We start from the raw sequence: 15,751 nt of genomic DNA, 5'->3' as shown, positions 1-15,751 counted from the left end.
ACGCAGCTGCCGCAGATGCACGAGGCGGGGCCGGAGAAATCTCCAACCCCGCCTCATGCGTGTGATTGCCCGAAGGTCAGTCCTTCTGCTGTACCTCAGACGGTTCGGCGGGCTTTTTGCTCAGGGAGTAGTCGGCGTCCTTTTTGCGCAGGCCGCTTTTCTTCTCTTTCTTCTTCTGTGCGCTGTGGGCGTCTTTTCCAGTCGAGGTGATGTCTTCGGGAGTGTATTCCTCGGTCGGCTGGTCTTCACTCTGACGCTTGTCATCACGTGCAGTGGCCGCGGAGCTCGGGGCCGGTGCGACAGTTTCCGTCTTCTTCGCCGGCTGTGCCTTGCCCTGTGTCTTCTTCTTCGCTTTGCGCTGCTTCTTGTTCTTAGCTTCGCTTTGGCGGTTGTAGTTGTTCTGGCGCTCGCGCAGCGATTTCACGGCTGCGCGAGCCTTCTTGCGGCGACCGTGGCCGATGAACGACAGACCAATGAGCAGGCCCGATGCCAGCAGGATGATGGCACCGGAGGCAATGCCGGCGTCCATCCAGAACGTCTGCGGGAACAGGCGGATGAGCGAGTCGTCGATGTAGAACTCCCACGTGCCCGCTGAGAAGAACAGACTGTGGAAGCCGCGGAAGAAGCCGTCCCAGCTGACGAGGGCGAGGACTCCCAGGACCAGAATCGACACGAGGGTGAGGACAGCGCCGAAGCGGACGCCGATGCGCAGGCCCGGTCCGTGGGGGCGGCTGAGATACAGACCGGCGAGCACAGCGCCGATGAGTCCGATGATCGCCACCAGCGTGAGGATCTGGACAAGACCCTTGACATCCGCCATGTGTGCGACTTCGGCCTCGTTGAACACGGGCACGCCGTTGCCGGCGACGACATCGGCCAGATACCGCTTGGAGTCGGCGTTGTACAGGTAGTCGACGGTGTAGGACCCGAAGTGCAGGCGGTCGGAGTCGCTGAAGCCGAATTCGTCAGCGGGGAAGCCGGGCCGGTGGAAGTACTCGAACTTCAGGAACAGTCCGGAGGCCACCGTGCGGACTGCCACCGCGAGCGTGATGAAGGGAACGGCGAGGATGACCCACGCGGTTGCCACAACATCGAAGAACGTGAACTTGCGGTACAGGCGCGTTTGGCTGAGCAGTTCGACCGGCGTCTGTTCGGCTTTGGCTGTGCGACCGGCCCCCCGATCGCCAAGGTAGCGCCACTCTTCTTCCGACAGCGCGGTGGGCCTGCGGACTCGCGGCTCCTGTCGGCGCACCGGCGGATACGCCTCGTACTGCGCGGTGTCGCCGAGTTCTTCGGGCCGGTCGACCGATTTGGCACTGCGCGAATCTTCGCTGCGCTCGGCAGCGTCGGCCTGCGTGTTCTCAGCGGTCTTCATCCGCTTGGACACGAGGTCGTCGGAGCTTTCTGGAGTGTTCGATTTTTCAGCCACAGAACCATGGTGCCAACTGTGGGCCGCCAGCGCTTGGATGACACGCGCAATCAGCACCTACAGCGGGCGTGCGGGGGCTTAAGACAGCACTGCGGACAACAGTACAATCGTGGGAAACGCGAGGATCGTTGTGACGAACACGGCATCGCGCACGAGCGTTTCTGCCATGCGATAGCGCATGGAGTAAACATAGACGTTCTGAGCTGTCGGCAGGGCGGATGTGACGACGATGGCCAAGAGGTCAACGCCGGTGAAGCCGAGCAGCGGGCCGCCGATCAGCCATGCGATGAGCGGCTGAACGGCAAGTTTGACCACCGTGATGAGGGTCAGATCCGTACGTGTTCCGCGGGCCGGCAGCACCCAACCGTCCTTGAGGGAAATGCCGAACGCCAGCAGGGTCAGCGGAACGGAGGTCGCGCCGATCATCGACACGGGATCGTGGATGACCTGGGGCAGACGCAGACCGGTGAGAGCGAAGAACAGGCCGACGGCCGCGCCGATGAGAATCGGGTTGCAGATCACCTGCAGAAGGGGAGTCCACCAGCGGGTGAGAGTCCCGGCGCGCTTGGCCTGGTGAATGTCGAGAAACACCATGCCCAGCGGTGCGAGGATCACCAGCTGGAACAGCATAATCGGCGGAACGTACGAACTGGACTTCAGAACGTAGATCGCGATCGGAATTCCCAGGTTGCCGATGTTGACATACGACACTGACCAGCCGGTCATCACCGCCCGACCCAGAGACCGGTTCTTGAAGTACGAGAACGTGAACATTGCCGCGCCGACGAGCGCTGCCGAACCCGCCGTGGCGAAGATCGCGGGGGAGAAGATCCGCTGAAGCGGAGCTTCGGCAATCAAGTCGTACAGCAGCGCCGGAGTGGACACGTAGAAGACAGTGGAGGCCAGAACCCTCTGCCCCTGTGAGCCGAGAACTCCGCTGCGACCCAAGAGGAAGCCCACGAAGATGATGAAGCCGATGACGGCGAAGCCTTCGAGAGCGCCGAGCACAGAATGTCCTTTCTTCGATCAGTCGTCACTCTACGCCTGTCTCACCCAGTGCGCGCAGATGTCCCGAACACCGGACGGACCTGTGAGGTGCCGGGAGGCCGCCGCGTCATGTGCCGGTCAGCCCGCACGCTCACCACGAGGTGAGATCCGGCTACTGTTGTGGGGATATGTCTGACGCTTCGTCTTCACACCCTGGTTCCCGCCGCGCTTCGCGCCGCCGCGGGAAGCGTCGCTCTGATCGCGGCAGCGCTGCTGAACGCGCCGAAAGCACACAGCGGCTGCGCCAGGCGCGCTCGCGGACCCAACTGCACATTGAGTATCCGGACGAACTTCCCGTCAGCAGCCGCCGCGACGACATCGCGCGGGCCATCAAAGACAACCAGGTTGTCGTTGTGGCCGGTGAAACCGGTTCGGGGAAAACCACTCAGCTGCCGAAGATCCTGCTGGAGCTCGGCTACGGCATCAACGGGCTGATAGGACACACTCAGCCGCGGCGCATTGCCGCCCGCTCGGTGGCCGCCCGACTGGCAGAAGAGACCCTCACCGAACTCGGTGAGGGAGTCGGCTATCAGGTGCGCTTCACCTCGGACGTTGTTGATGCCACCCGCGTGAAGGTCATGACCGACGGTATTCTCCTGGCCGAACTCCAGCACGACAAGCGTCTGGAGGCCTATGACGCGATCATCATCGACGAAGCCCACGAACGCAGCCTCAACATCGACTTCCTGCTGGGCTGCCTGGCCAGGCTCCTGCCGAAACGGCCTGACCTCAAGGTGATCATCACCTCGGCCACCATCGACCCGGAGTCCTTTGCCGAGCACTTCGGAGACGCGCCGATCGTGTCGGTGTCCGGCCGCACCTACCCGGTGGAGATCCGCTACCGACCGGTTGACGAAGACTTCGCAGACGACCGCGAAGCTGACGGCGAACTGCTCGACAAAGAACAGCAGGAGCCGCGCGCCGCAGTGCCGCACGTGCCAGACGCTGATGCGCTCATGGGCGGTCTGCTGCGAGCCGTCGACGAACTTGCCGGGGAAGCACCCGGCGACATCCTCGTATTCCTGTCTGGGGAAGCAGAAATCCGCGACGCGCAGGCAGAGCTCGAAGGCCACATGCGCACCAAGCGGCGCAGCTGGGAAATCGTTCCGCTGTACGGCCGACTGTCAGCAGGGGAGCAGCAGAGAGTCTTCGCACCCCACTCGACACCCCGGATTGTTCTGGCAACCAATGTTGCCGAAACATCGTTGACGGTCCCCGGCATCAAATACGTCATCGACGGCGGTACGGCGCGCATCTCCCGCTACTCCACTCGCACCAAGGTGCAGCGGCTGCCGATCGAACCGATTTCGCAGGCCTCCGCCCGGCAGCGATCGGGCCGCTCCGGCCGCACCAGCAGCGGCATTGCCATCCGGCTGTACTCGGAGGGCGAATTCGACGCCCGGCCCGAATACACGGATCCGGAGATCCTGCGCACCAACCTCGCCAGTGTGCTGCTCATGATGGCGCAGCTGGGTTTTGTGCGCACCGAAAAGGACATCCTCGATTTTCCGTTCCTCACCCCACCGGAAACGCGGGCAGTCAAAAACGGCAAGAACGCACTCGTCGAGCTCGGCGCGCTGCGCGAAGCCGGCGGCACCCTCACGCTGACAAAACTCGGCCGCACGCTAGCCGCACTGCCGCTGGACCCCCGGCTTGCGCGCATGGTGCTCGCCGGGATCGAGGCGGGGGTTGGCCCGGAAACCGCAGTCATCGTGGCCTTCCTGTCGAGTCAGGACCCGCGCGAACGCCCCACGGAACAGCGGCAGGAAGCAGACGAAAAGCACAAGCGCTTCCACCATCCGACATCCGATTTCCTGTCAGTGCTGCGCCTGTGGAACTACGTGCAGCGCAGATCTGATGAGCTTTCAACCTCGAAGTTCAAAAAGCTGTGCAAGTCCGAGTTCATCCACTTTGTGCGGGTGCGCGAATGGCAGGACCTCGTCCACCAGATCCGCCAGATGCTGGGCAACATCGGCAAACACATCGACAAGCCCGGAAGTGAACTCGGCACCAGGCCCAGTGAGACCGGGCAGCCAGATGCTCACCGCGGCCGCCGCAAGAAGCGCTTGGCGAACAGGCGCGGGCCCTACACGGCAACGGAACAGGCCGTGCACGAAAGCCTGCTCACCGGCATGCTCGACACGATCGGTGCGCGTACCGTTGAGGGCAAGGACTACATCGGCACCCGCGGCACCAAGTTCAGGATCTTTCCCGGATCCGGCGTATTCGGCGCCAATCCGGACTTCGTCATGGCCGCTGAGCTCGTTGAGACCTCCAGACTGTGGGCCCGCACCGTCGCCGCAGTAGAACCCGAGTGGATTGTCCGCGCAGCCGGTGACCTCATCACCCACAGCTACTCAGAGCCCCACTGGTCATCCCGCTCAGCAGCAGCCCTGGCGTACGACAGGATGAGCCTCTACGGGGTGCCGCTGATCTCAGACGCGCGCATCAACTACGGCAGAATCGACAGGGAAGCCGCACGCGATCTGTTCATCCGCCACGCGCTCATAGAAGGCGACTGGAACGAAAAACACGCCTTTGCCGCTCACAACGCCCAGGCCCTGGAAAAGGCCGAAGCGCTCGCCAGCCGCCTGCGCGACCGCCGACTGCTCGCTGAAGTCGACGTCCTGTTTGAGTTCTATGACGAACGTCTGCCGGGCAATATTGTGTCCGCCGGGCACTTCAACAGCTGGTGGAAGCACAAACGGGCCGAAGAGTCCGACTTCCTCAACATCGACCCGAATTCGCTGCTGGCCGCTGACGGGACCGACCTTGCAAGCGCTGCCGACGACTACCCGCTGCAGGTGCACCTGGCCGACGGCAGCAGCGTGCGCCTCAGCTACGCCTACGAACCCGGATCCCGCCGCGACGGAGTGACCGTGTTCCTCAGCCCCGCACAGCTGCGCAGCGTCGATGCCGACGATTTTTCATGGCAGGTGCCGGGACTGCGCCTGGAGTACATCACGGCACTCATCCGCTCCCTGCCGAAGGCCAAAAGAACCTACTTCGTCCCGGCACCCGATGTTGCCGCTGACATCCTCGCAGCCGTTCAAGGGCCGGAAGACGACACGCGCCTGCTGGCACGCCCAGCAGGCCGCGCCCTCGAAGCGCTGGCCGCCGAACTCACTGCCCGCGCCGGCGGAGGCGGACTCATGGACCGCGTGCCGATCACCGTCACACCGGATGACTTCGACCTTGCCCGGCTGCCGTCCCACCTGCGGATGAGCTTCGTCATCCGCCGCGGCAGAAAAACCCTCGCAAGCGGAGAAAGCCTCGCGGAACTTCAGCAGCAGGCAAAAAACGCAGATGCGGAAGCCGACAGGCAGACCACCCCCGCCCCTGCCGCCCCCGCCCACACGACCAAGGCGAAGACGAAGACCGCGGTGCCGGCGCCTCGGCAGGGGATCCGAGGTTGGGACTTCGGTGCCTTCCCCCAGCCGGTCGAAGCTGACGGCCGCCGATACTTCCCCGCACTGGTCGACGAGGGAACCTCGGTGACGCTGCGCTATTCAGCAGACCAGACGTGGGCGCACCAGACGACGATTCTCGGAGTCACCCGGCTGTTGAGCCTCAACCAGAAAGAAGCCGCCCGATACTGCCAAGACGGCCTCGACAACACCGCAAAGCTTGTGCTGGGCGCCCGCCGCACCAAGGACTCCGACCCGCTGGAAGACGCGGTTTTCACCGCCGTCGGCCGGGTGGTGCGCACCGCGCAGTGCCTGAACCGCGCCGACGCACCGGCCTCACCCGGCAGCGGTGACCACCCCCGAACAGAAGAAGAGTACAAAGCCCTTCAGCGCGAAACGGCCGGTCGAATCACCGGCGAACTTGACAGGGTCTACCAGGCTCTGACCCGAACCTACACGCTCGCAGCCGATATTGAGCGGACAATCAAAAACACCCGCTCGCTGAGCGTGCTCGCCTCCGTCGCAGACGAACAGACCCACCTGGCGAGACTCCTGCGCCCGGGCTTTTTGACTACGGTCGCACCGGACTGGGTTATGCGCGTGCCTGCCTACCTCGAAGCCGCTCAGAATCGGATGGACAAACTCGGAACACAGGCCAGCCGCGACCGCCAGTTCATGGACCGAATCGAACGGGTGTGCGCCCAGATTGATGAAAAAATCGACCGCGCGCTCGGCAGCGCGGCAAGGGAAGACGCTGCGCGCTTCAGCGCTGTTCTGCCCGCCGAATGGCAGCAGATTCTGTGGGACGTCGAAGAGCTGCGGGTATCACTGTGGGCACCCCACATTGGAACCGCGCACGCAGTATCCGAACAGCGGATCGCCAAAGCGCTGGCAAAACTGTAGGCGGACCCGGGCAAGCCCAGCGGCTCCGCAGGGGAGGCCGGTGGTCGGCGGCGCCTCGTGAGTCAGATGTAGAACAGGATCCAGGAAGCCGGGAAGACCGCGGCGGTGCAGACCGCCGCAATCGCCCAGCGGATGCGCTTTTTGTCGCCTTTGCGAGTCAGTGCTATCCAATAGACGATGATCGTGGCCGCCGTCATCAGCCAACCGGCGGAAGCCAAAAACCACATGCCCAGCAGCTGGCTGTTGGGCACGCCCAGCTGCTGCATGGGCTGCATGAAGTGCGCGGCCATCAGCGACATGCTGATGCTCAGCACGCACAGTGCCGCAGATACGACCGCCGAGGCGATGAATACCCACAGCGTCTGCCGACCGTGCTTGACGGGACGTGCCGCCACCGAATACTCGGCACTGTCGGTGCGCTGTCTGCTGGTTCTGTTCCTCTTGGCCACGGCACCATCCTACGGAAAACGGTACGAGGCGCAGCCGACCTTCCGCGGCAGCCCCCAGCGGGCTGTCCTAGACTGGCCGAGTGACTCCGACCCCGCAGACCATCCGCGAAGAAGCCGCCCGACGGCGCACATTCGCCGTCATTGCCCACCCGGACGCCGGCAAATCAACGCTGACCGAAGCGCTCGCACTGCACGCCCGCGCCATCGGCCAGGCCGGCGCCACCCACGGCAAAGCCGGCCGCCGCGCCACCGTGTCCGACTGGATGCAGATGGAACAGGACCGCGGAATTTCGATTTCATCCGCCGCGCTGCAGTTTGAATACCGCGACTGCGTGGTCAACCTCATCGACACCCCCGGACACGCCGACTTCTCAGAAGACACCTACCGGGTGCTGTCATCCGTCGACTGCGCGATCATGCTGGTAGACGCCGCAAAGGGAATGGAAGAGCAGACCATGAAGCTCTTCGAAGTCTGCTCTCACCGCAGCATCCCCATCATGACGGTCATCAACAAGTGGGATCGCCCCGGCTTGGAGTCGCTGGAGCTCATGGACGAGATCCAGCAGAAGACCGGTATGCTGCCCACCCCGCTCACGTGGCCCGTCGGCGATTCCGGTGACTTCCGCGGCGTGCTTGACCGCGAAACGGGGGAGTACACCAAGTTCACTCGCACCGACGGCGGGGCGACGATCGCGGGGTCTGAAACCATGGCCCCTGGGCGAGCCGAAGAAGTTGAAGGCGATGTGTGGACAACAGCGGTCGAAGAATCTGAGCTGCTGGAACTGGAAGAGCAGAACTTCGACTACGACGAGTTCCGGGCGGGCAAGCACACCCCGGTGATGTTTGCATCGGCCGTTCTCAACTTCGGTGTGGCCAAAATCCTCGACACGCTGATCGACCGGGCACCCTCAGCTGAGCCCCGCCTGGACCGCAACGGCCAACCGCGCCCCGTCGAAGCGCCGTTCTCCGGCTTCGTGTTCAAAGTGCAGGCTGGAATGGACCGCAACCACCGCGACCTGCTGGCCTATATTCGCGTCTGCTCCGGTGTTTTCGAACGCGGCATGGTCGTCACCCACGCTGAAACCAAGAAGCCGTTTGCAACCAAACACGCCCAGCACGTATTCGGCCGCGACCGCGACTCCGTGGAAACCGCCTATCCCGGCGATGTTGTGGGCCTGGTCAACGCATCGGCCCTGCGCGTCGGCGACAGCCTCTACGTCGACGAAGCCGTGCAGTTCCCGCCGATCCCGTCCTTCAGTCCGGAGCACTTCATGGTCATCCGCGCGAAAGACCCCTCGAAGTACAAGCAGTTCCGCCGCGGCATCGACCAGCTCGACCACGAAGGCGTCATCCAGGTGCTGCGCTCCGACCTGCGCGGAGACCAAGCGCCGGTGCTCGGAGCCGTGGGCCCCATCCAGTTCGAAGTCGTCGAAGACCGCATGGTCAGCGAATTCAATTCACCGTGCAGGCTGGAGTCCCTGCCGTACACGCTGGCCCGCCGCACAGTGAAAGACGATATTCCGAAACTGGCCAAAGAGCGCAGCGTCGAAGTGCTCGAACGCTCCGACGGCACGCTGCTGGCACTGTTCTCCGACCGGTGGCGCCTGGGCGGAGTGGAAAGGGAAAACCCCGGCATCACGCTTGAGCCCCTCGTTGTCACCTGACCGTCTGCGAGCGCATCGCGGCGGGGGTTTAGAATAAGTCGTCGGGCAGTGTTAAGTCCTGATCGCGTGGCTGCGCTTAGGACTCTGCCCGCAGTCATTTCTGCAATAAGGAGCTAGCACAAGTGGGAAACACGTCGATCCGCGTAGCAGTCGCGGGCCTGGGAAACTGCGCAACGTCACTCATTGAGGGCGTTGAATACTACAAGGACGCAGATCCCGAATCGAAGGTTCCGGGCCTCATGCACGTGCAGTTCGGCGACTACCACATCAGCGATATCGAATTCGCCGCGGCTTTCGACGTCGACGCTGACAAGGTCGGCAAGGACATCTCCGAAGCTGCTTACTCCAGCCAGAACCACACCATCAAGATCACCGACATCCCTCACACCGGGGTGGAAGTGCAGCGCGGCCCGACCCTCGACGGGCTTGGCAAGTACTACCGCGAAACCATCACCGAATCCGACGCCGAACCCGTCGACGTTGCGCAGGCTCTGCGTGATGCCAAGATCGACGTTCTCGTGTGCTATCTGCCCGTCGGCTCGCAGAAGGCCGTCGAACACTACGCGCAGGCGGCAATCGACGCGAAGGTCGCCTTCGTCAACGCCCTGCCGGTGTTCATTGCCGGAACCAAAGAATGGGACGACAAGTTCAAAGAGGCGGGCGTGCCGATCGTCGGCGATGACATCAAGAGCCAGATCGGTGCGACCATCACCCACCGCGTCATGGCCCGCCTGTTCGAAGAGCGCGGCGTCATCCTCGACCGCACCTACCAGCTCAACGTCGGCGGCAACATGGACTTCAAGAACATGCTCGAACGCGAGCGCCTGGAGTCCAAGAAGATCTCAAAGACCCAGGCGGTCACCTCGAACACCTCGGCTGAACTTGCTGAGCGCGACGTGCACATCGGACCTTCGGACTACGTGGGCTGGCTGGACGACCGCAAATGGGCATTCGTCCGCCTGGAGGGCCGGAACTTCGGAGACGCCCCGGTGTCTTTGGAATACAAGCTAGAAGTGTGGGACTCGCCGAACTCCGCAGGCGTCATCATCGACGCCGTGCGCGCTGCCAAGATCGGTCTGGACAGGGGGATCGGCGGTGCGCTCATTTCGGCGTCGTCGTACTTCATGAAGTCCCCGCCGCACCAGCAGAACGACCAAGCCGCACACGCGGCCGTTGAAGCCTTCATTGCCGGCGAAGCCGACAGCTGATCAGCAAAGCACACACAGAACACTCCGAGGAGAGGTAGTCAATGCACGTCATCGTAGTCGGAGCCGGATTCGTCGGGCTCTCCAGCGCACTTCACCTGGCCGATCAGGGCTGTGATGTGACCGTTCTGGAGCGCAGCGGCGTAGCCGCCGGATCCAGCTGGGGCAACGCCGGCTTCGTTGTTCCGCCGATGACGAAGCCGCTCGCGGCTCCCGGCGCGTGGGTCAACGGCTTCGACATGATGCTGAACAAGGACGCACCGCTGTCCATGCCTCAGCCGTTCTCGCCGCGCCTGGCGCTGTTCTTGGCGAAGTTCGCATCCCAGATGACGAAGAAGCGCTACGCCGCTTCGGTGCGCGCCGAAGCCCCCGCCCTCAAAGACGCCTTCGCGGCCTTTGGCCGAATGGAAGAGCTCGGCGTGAAGGCTTCGCTGACGCGTGCCACGTTCACGATGGGCTTTGAATCTGCTGACGGCCTCGAAGGGCTCAAAGCGGGCATGGCAGAAAGCAACGCAGTCGGCCTCGAAGGCGAAGTCGACGTTGTATCCCCGGACGTCCTGCCGTTCTTCTCCGACAAGATCTCCCATGCCGCCCAGGTGCGCGACCAGGCATACATCGATCCGCCCGCCTATATGGAGGCGCTCGCTGAAGCCTGCCGTACGGCCGGTGTGAACATCATCGAAGACGCCGACGTCGTCTCCGGATATGAAGGCGACACTGGCGTTGGGCTCGTTGATCGCAAGGGCCGTTCCTATAGCGGCGATGCCGTTGTCGTAGCCGCCGGCGTGTGGTCGGATGACCTGCTGGAAACTCTCCACGGCAAGAAGGCGCGGATCGGCATGGCTGCAGGCCGCGGCTACTCGTTCACCGCCTCGGTCGACCCCGAGTTCCTGCCGACCGAACCGGTTCGCTTCCCTTCCGTGAGCGTTGTCGTCACCCCCTATCGCGGCCGCGTGCGCGTGGGCGGAACCATGGAGTTCCTGCCGGCGGACGCCCCGATGAACCCTGCGCGCATCGACTCCATCAAAAAGGCGCTGCGCCCGCTGGTCCGCGGCATCGACCTGGAGAACACCACCGACCACTGGATGGGTCCCCGCCCGGTCAGCCCGGATGGCAGCGAACGCGTCGAAACCGTATCGCGGCGCACCTTTGTGGCGTCCGGCCACGGCATGTGGGGGATCACGCTCGGCCCGCGGGCTGGTGAGATCATCGCCAAGCTCATCACGGACCGGCTGGGCCGCTGACACACTAGAATTCTCAGGGGAGAGCGTCCCCTCGCGTTCCTATAGTCAAGGAGGAGACTATGACGCATGTTGCAGTAGTCGGAGCCGGAATGGTCGGCCTGGCAAGTGCACTGAACCTGGCTGACGCCGGATACGATGTGACCGTACTCGACCGCAGGGGTGTTGCCGCCGGCGCCAGCTGGGGCAACGCCGGCTTCATCTGCCCGTCGATGACCTTCCCGCTGTCGGCACCGGGCGAATGGAAGAACGGCATTGACGCCGTCACCAATAAAGATGCCCCGCTGGCCCTGCCGCAGCCCTTCAACCCGAAGCTGTGGAAGTTCCTCACGACGTTTGCGCTGCAGATGACCGAAACGAAGTTCAAGCGCGCAGTCGACGAGCTCGCACCGGACCTCAAAGACTCCATCGCATCTTTCGAACGTCTCAAGGACTTCGGCGTCGAAGGCAAGTTCAACCACTCCGACTTCACCGTCGGCTTGGGCTCGGAAGCTGAACTGAACCACTTCATCGAAGAAACCGGAATCAACCGCGACGCCGGTGTCCCCTCTGTCGTTGAGACCTTCGACCCGCGTGAAAAGCCGTACTTCACCGATCTCGTCACCCACGGAGCAATCGTCAAGGACCAGGCGTACATTGATCCGCCGGCCTTTGTGCAGTCGATTGCCGATGCCGCTGAGAAGCTGGGTGTGAAGATCGTGACCGATGCGGAGATCGTCACCGGCCACGTCGGTGCCGACGGTGTCGGACTGGTCGACGCTCAGGGACGCAGCTACAGCTTCGACGGCGTCGTCATCGCTGCCGGCGTGTGGTCGGATGAACTGCTGCACAAACTGCACGGCAAGCAGGCCACTATCGGAATGGCCGCAGGCCGCGGCTATTCGTTCACCGCTCAGGTCGACCCCGAGTACCTTCCCACCACCCCGGTCTACCTGCCTACCACGCGCGTGGTCTTCACCCCCTACCGCGGCGGTGTGCGCGTGGGCGGAACCATGGAGTTCCTCGACCCGGATGCCCCGCTGCGCCCGGAGCGCATCGAATCGATGAAGCGCGTGGCCAGCAAGTACATGAAGGGCATTGACCTGGAGAACACCACCGACCACTGGGTTGGTCCTCGCCCGGTCAGCCCCACCGGTCCGCCCAAGATCGAGGCCCTGTCGCCGCGCAGCTTCGTCGCTGCAGGTCACGGCATGTGGGGAATTGCCCACGGGCCGCGTGCCGGTGAGCAGATCGCACAGATCGTCAAGCGCACCCTCAAGTGATGCTTTTCTGAGTGCCGCCGCAGAATCCTCGAACAGGGGAATTCTGCGGCGGCACTTTGCTGTTGAAACATCACAGACTGTAAACTCCCGTGCAACGGAAGCGATTAGAAAGAGTCTCATGGCAAACCCGCTGATGAACAGGGCCCTCAACGAGGGTGTTAAAGACCGCCAGACCCCTTCGTCCGACCAGCTCAACTCCATGTACATGGCCCCGTCGGCAGATAACCGCAATGCCGGCCCCGGCCAGCCCGCTCAGCCACAGGCCCCGGCAGCCGAACGCCCCATGCAGTACAACGACGTCTTCATGAAGTCTCTGGCCTGCTTCGGCATTCTGCTGGTAGGCGCGATCGTCGGATGGGTTGTGCCCGCCCTGGCGCTGCCCGCCGTGCTCATCGGCCTGGTTCTGGGCCTGATCAATGCGTTCAAGCGCGAGCCCGTCCCGTTCCTCATCCTGGCCTACGCCGCTGTTGAGGGTGTTTTCCTCGGCGGCATTTCGAAGATCTTCGAAACCGCCTACGACGGCATTGTCATCCAGGCGGTGCTTGCAACGCTCAGTGTCTTCGCCGTGATGTTTGCGCTGTTCAAGTTCAAGGTCATCCGCTTCGGTGCGAAGGGCATGAAGTTCCTCATGTTGGCTGTCGGCGGCTACGCGGTGTTCTCGCTGGTGAACTTCTTCTTCGTTCTGTTCACCGGCAGCGGCGGAGCGCGCAATGTGCAGATCGAACTGTTCGGCATGTCGTTCCCGCTGGGCATCATCATCGGCGTTGTTGCCGTAGTGCTGGCTTCGCTGACGCTCATCACCGATTTCCAGGCAATTGAAGCCGGTGTGCAGAACCGCATTCCCGAACGCTACTCGTGGACCATGTCGTTTTCGCTCATGGTGTCTCTCATCTGGCTGTACGTCGAAATCCTGCGTCTGCTGTCCTACTTCCGTCAGGACTGACATGACTGATGTGTTCGCAGCCTGCCCGGTGAGCGAACAGCACCGACAGAAAGCGGCGGACCTCGAAACCGAGGTCCGCCGTCTTCGTGTCCGGCTGGCATCGCTTACGGTCGACGCATGGTCTCAGGTGCCCGATGGGGAAAAGCTGGATCGTCGCCGGCTGGTGCAAGCCGCTGTGCGTCAGCTGTGCACTCTGACGGGCCCTCCTCCGGGTGCCCCCGAAATCTGGGAGGCTGACGAGGCGCAGCTTCCGTTTCGCCTGTTCGCTCTGTTGGAAGCGGCACAGCCGCGCAGGGGAGCGAACGAGGACCACACGGCAGCAGCACTGGCCCTTGCCGAACAGCTCAGGCGCAGTTTGTGAACTGCACCTCAGCGGCACCTCGGCCGTGTTGCAACGGCACGTGAGCTGTGCGGTCCCGGTGATTTTACGGTTCAGGTGAGAGCGCGCTTGAGGGTGTCGAGCCCGACTGAGCCGATTGCCAGGGCCTTGATGTGGAAATCCTTGAGCGTGAAGTTCGGGTCGTTGTCCTTTGCGGCGTCGCGTGTCTGTTCCCAGAGGCGCTGGCCTACCTTGTAGGACGGTGCCTGCCCCGGCCAGCCGAGGTAGCGGTCGAGTTCAAAGGCGAGGAAGCTGCGCTCCATCGCCACGTTGTCGGTGAGGAACGTCCACGCTTTACCGGCATTCCACGTCCCGCCGCCAATCGATTCGGGCGCTGGCAGGCCCAGGTGCACGCCGATGTCGAGGCACACGCGGGCTGCGCGCAGACGCTGTGAGTCGAGCATGCCCATGTAGTCGCCCAGGTCATCCAGGAAGCCCAGTTCGGCCATGAGCGCTTCGGAGTACAGAGCCCAGCCCTCACCGTGGCCGGAAACCCAGCACAGGTGGCGACGCCACGTGTTGAGGCTGTCAGCCATGTGCGCGGCTCCGCCGATCTGCAGGTGGTGACCGGGTACTCCCTCGTGATAGACGGTTGTGAGCTCCTGCCACGTGTTGAATGTTTCGACACCGGCTGGGACTGACCACCACATGCGTCCGGGACGCGAAAAGTCGTCGGTCGGTCCGGTGTAGTAGATGCCGCCCGTACCGTCGGGCAAGACCATGCATTCGATTTTCCTGACCGGTTCGGGAATGTCGAAGTGCACCCCGGCAAGTGCGTCAATCGCCCGGTCGGCCTTGTCCTGCATCCAGGTGCGCAGGGCATCCAGGCCGTGCACTTGGCGCTGCGGATCGGCGTTGAGTCTGTTCAAGCACTCCGCAACCGTGGAGCCGGGGTAGAGTTCGTCTGCCACGTGCCGCTGCTTCGCGTCGATGGCCGCCAGCTGTTCTAGACCCCATGCGTAGGTTTCGTCGAGATCGATTTCCGCCCCGAGGAACTCCCGGGAGAACAGAGCGTAGTCTTCGCGCCCGCAGGCGTCCGTCTCTGAGGCCAGGGGAGCGATGATGTCGCTGAGGAAATCGGCAAGGGAATCATATGCCTCCCGCGCACCGTCTGCGGCCGTGCTGACCTCTGCCGACAGTGCTCTCGAGGCAGAGCTTGCCGCCTGCTTCGCAAAGCGGTCAAAGCTGCCGCCGGGCTTTGCGTGATCACGGCACTGGTCGATGACTCGCCTGACCTGGCGCAGCGCCGGTGGGCGACCGTCGTGAGCGGCCTGGCTCAGCGCGTGCCGGTATTCGGTCAGCGCTCTGGGCACCTGCGACAGCCGGACGGCGTTGTCCTTCCAGTCATCTTCAGTGCCGGTGGGCACAAGGTCGAAGAGCATCTGCACGCTCTGCGGAGGCGATGCGATGACGTTGAGCTGTCCGAAGCTCAGACCGGCGGCGTGCAGGTCGCGCTCACAGCCTAAGCGCTCTCGCATGGCATCGAGTGTGACGACGTCCACCCGATCGAGGTTCTGCGACTCCTGTTCTGCTCTGTCGAGTTCGCGCAGCGTGCGGGAGTTGAGCGCATCGAGCTGGTCAGCAGCCTCTTTGCTCTGGGGATCCAAGCGCGTGCGGTCTCCGTCAAGGCCGGCGGTGACGGACAGCGAGGGGCACAGTTCGACAAGGGATCGGGCGTGCTCTTCGGCGACAGCGTCGACTGCCGAAGGGGTTCGCGGGTGATGAGTCATAATCCCACTGTAAACGGCGGAAACGCCGTAGCCTACTATTGCACAGTCGGCGGACTGTGATTGTGCGCCGACTTTCTCAATGGCGTATAGGA

General features: G+C 63.3%; 11 protein-coding genes. 7 read left to right on the top strand and 4 right to left on the bottom strand.

Annotation, left to right across the window (positions count from 1 at the left end; translation table 11 throughout):
• Positions 1–76: 76 nt before the first annotated feature.
• A complete protein-coding gene (locus GC119_RS08065) occupies positions 77–1,429 on the bottom strand; it encodes a TIGR01906 family membrane protein (RefSeq protein ID WP_070576799.1) in 1,353 nt (450 codons plus the stop codon).
• A gap of 78 nt (positions 1,430–1,507) precedes the next feature.
• Entirely contained in the window at positions 1,508–2,437 is a 930-nt protein-coding gene (locus GC119_RS08060) for an AEC family transporter (RefSeq protein ID WP_070777053.1), read from the bottom strand.
• A 167-nt stretch (positions 2,438–2,604) separates the two neighbouring features.
• Between GC119_RS08060 and hrpA the strand changes: the two genes are divergently transcribed.
• Positions 2,605–6,786 (top strand): ATP-dependent RNA helicase HrpA, encoded by a 4,182-nt coding sequence (gene hrpA, locus GC119_RS08055; protein ID WP_151952857.1) that lies wholly within the window; start codon positions 2,605–2,607, stop codon positions 6,784–6,786.
• Between the two features lie 62 nt (positions 6,787–6,848).
• Here the strand turns inward: hrpA and GC119_RS08050 are convergent, their stop codons facing one another.
• Complete coding sequence (locus tag GC119_RS08050; RefSeq protein ID WP_070576791.1) at positions 6,849–7,235, bottom strand: hypothetical protein; 387 nt, start codon at positions 7,233–7,235, stop codon at positions 6,849–6,851.
• Positions 7,236–7,315: 80 nt separating this feature from the next.
• On the opposite strand from GC119_RS08050, the gene GC119_RS08045 reads away from it, so the two are divergent.
• The 6 genes from GC119_RS08045 to GC119_RS08020 all read left to right on the top strand — a co-directional run bounded on the left by GC119_RS08045 (position 7,316) and on the right by GC119_RS08020 (position 13,911).
• Positions 7,316–8,899, top strand: coding sequence for a peptide chain release factor 3 (locus GC119_RS08045; RefSeq protein WP_070576788.1), 1,584 nt, complete (start codon positions 7,316–7,318; stop codon positions 8,897–8,899).
• Between the two features lie 122 nt (positions 8,900–9,021).
• Positions 9,022–10,107: an inositol-3-phosphate synthase gene (locus GC119_RS08040; RefSeq protein ID WP_070576785.1), complete on the top strand. Its 1,086-nt coding sequence runs from the start codon at positions 9,022–9,024 to the stop codon at positions 10,105–10,107.
• A 41-nt stretch (positions 10,108–10,148) separates the two neighbouring features.
• A complete protein-coding gene (locus tag GC119_RS08035; protein WP_070576782.1) occupies positions 10,149–11,348 on the top strand; it encodes an NAD(P)/FAD-dependent oxidoreductase in 1,200 nt (399 codons plus the stop codon).
• 59 nt (positions 11,349–11,407) lie between these two features.
• Entirely contained in the window at positions 11,408–12,607 is a 1,200-nt protein-coding gene (locus GC119_RS08030; RefSeq protein ID WP_070576780.1) for an NAD(P)/FAD-dependent oxidoreductase, read from the top strand.
• A 118-nt stretch (positions 12,608–12,725) separates the two neighbouring features.
• Positions 12,726–13,550: a Bax inhibitor-1/YccA family membrane protein gene (locus tag GC119_RS08025; RefSeq protein ID WP_070576778.1), complete on the top strand. Its 825-nt coding sequence runs from the start codon at positions 12,726–12,728 to the stop codon at positions 13,548–13,550.
• A gap of 1 nt (position 13,551) precedes the next feature.
• On the top strand, positions 13,552–13,911 hold the full coding sequence (locus tag GC119_RS08020; RefSeq protein WP_151952856.1) for a hypothetical protein: 360 nt from the start codon (positions 13,552–13,554) through the stop codon (positions 13,909–13,911).
• 71 nt (positions 13,912–13,982) lie between these two features.
• Here GC119_RS08020 and GC119_RS08015 read toward each other — a convergent pair whose 3' ends face one another.
• The gene (locus tag GC119_RS08015; protein WP_151952855.1) at positions 13,983–15,659 is read right to left on the bottom strand and encodes a DUF885 domain-containing protein; all 1,677 of its coding nucleotides are present in this window, start codon (positions 15,657–15,659) and stop codon (positions 13,983–13,985) included.
• Between the last annotated feature and the right edge of the window lie 92 nt (positions 15,660–15,751).

This window comes from Brevibacterium sp. Marseille-P9724, assembly GCF_902500275.1.
Taxonomy (GTDB): domain Bacteria; phylum Actinomycetota; class Actinomycetes; order Actinomycetales; family Brevibacteriaceae; genus Brevibacterium.
The sequence above is the reverse complement of the archived record's forward strand: the minus strand, read 5'-3'. Positions and strand labels throughout refer to the sequence as shown.

Excerpts from the sequence above, each read along its gene's own strand:
- GC119_RS08030 (WP_070576780.1), top strand. The coding sequence starts at position 11,408 with ATGACGCATGTTGCAGTAGTCGGAGCCGGAATGGTCGGCCTGGCAAGT.
- GC119_RS08035 (WP_070576782.1), top strand. The coding sequence starts at position 10,149 with ATGCACGTCATCGTAGTCGGAGCCGGATTCGTCGGGCTCTCCAGCGCA.
- hrpA (WP_151952857.1), top strand. The coding sequence starts at position 2,605 with ATGTCTGACGCTTCGTCTTCACACCCTGGTTCCCGCCGCGCTTCGCGC.
- GC119_RS08015 (WP_151952855.1), bottom strand. The coding sequence starts at position 15,659 with ATGACTCATCACCCGCGAACCCCTTCGGCAGTCGACGCTGTCGCCGAA.
- GC119_RS08020 (WP_151952856.1), top strand. The coding sequence starts at position 13,552 with ATGACTGATGTGTTCGCAGCCTGCCCGGTGAGCGAACAGCACCGACAG.
- GC119_RS08025 (WP_070576778.1), top strand. The coding sequence starts at position 12,726 with ATGGCAAACCCGCTGATGAACAGGGCCCTCAACGAGGGTGTTAAAGAC.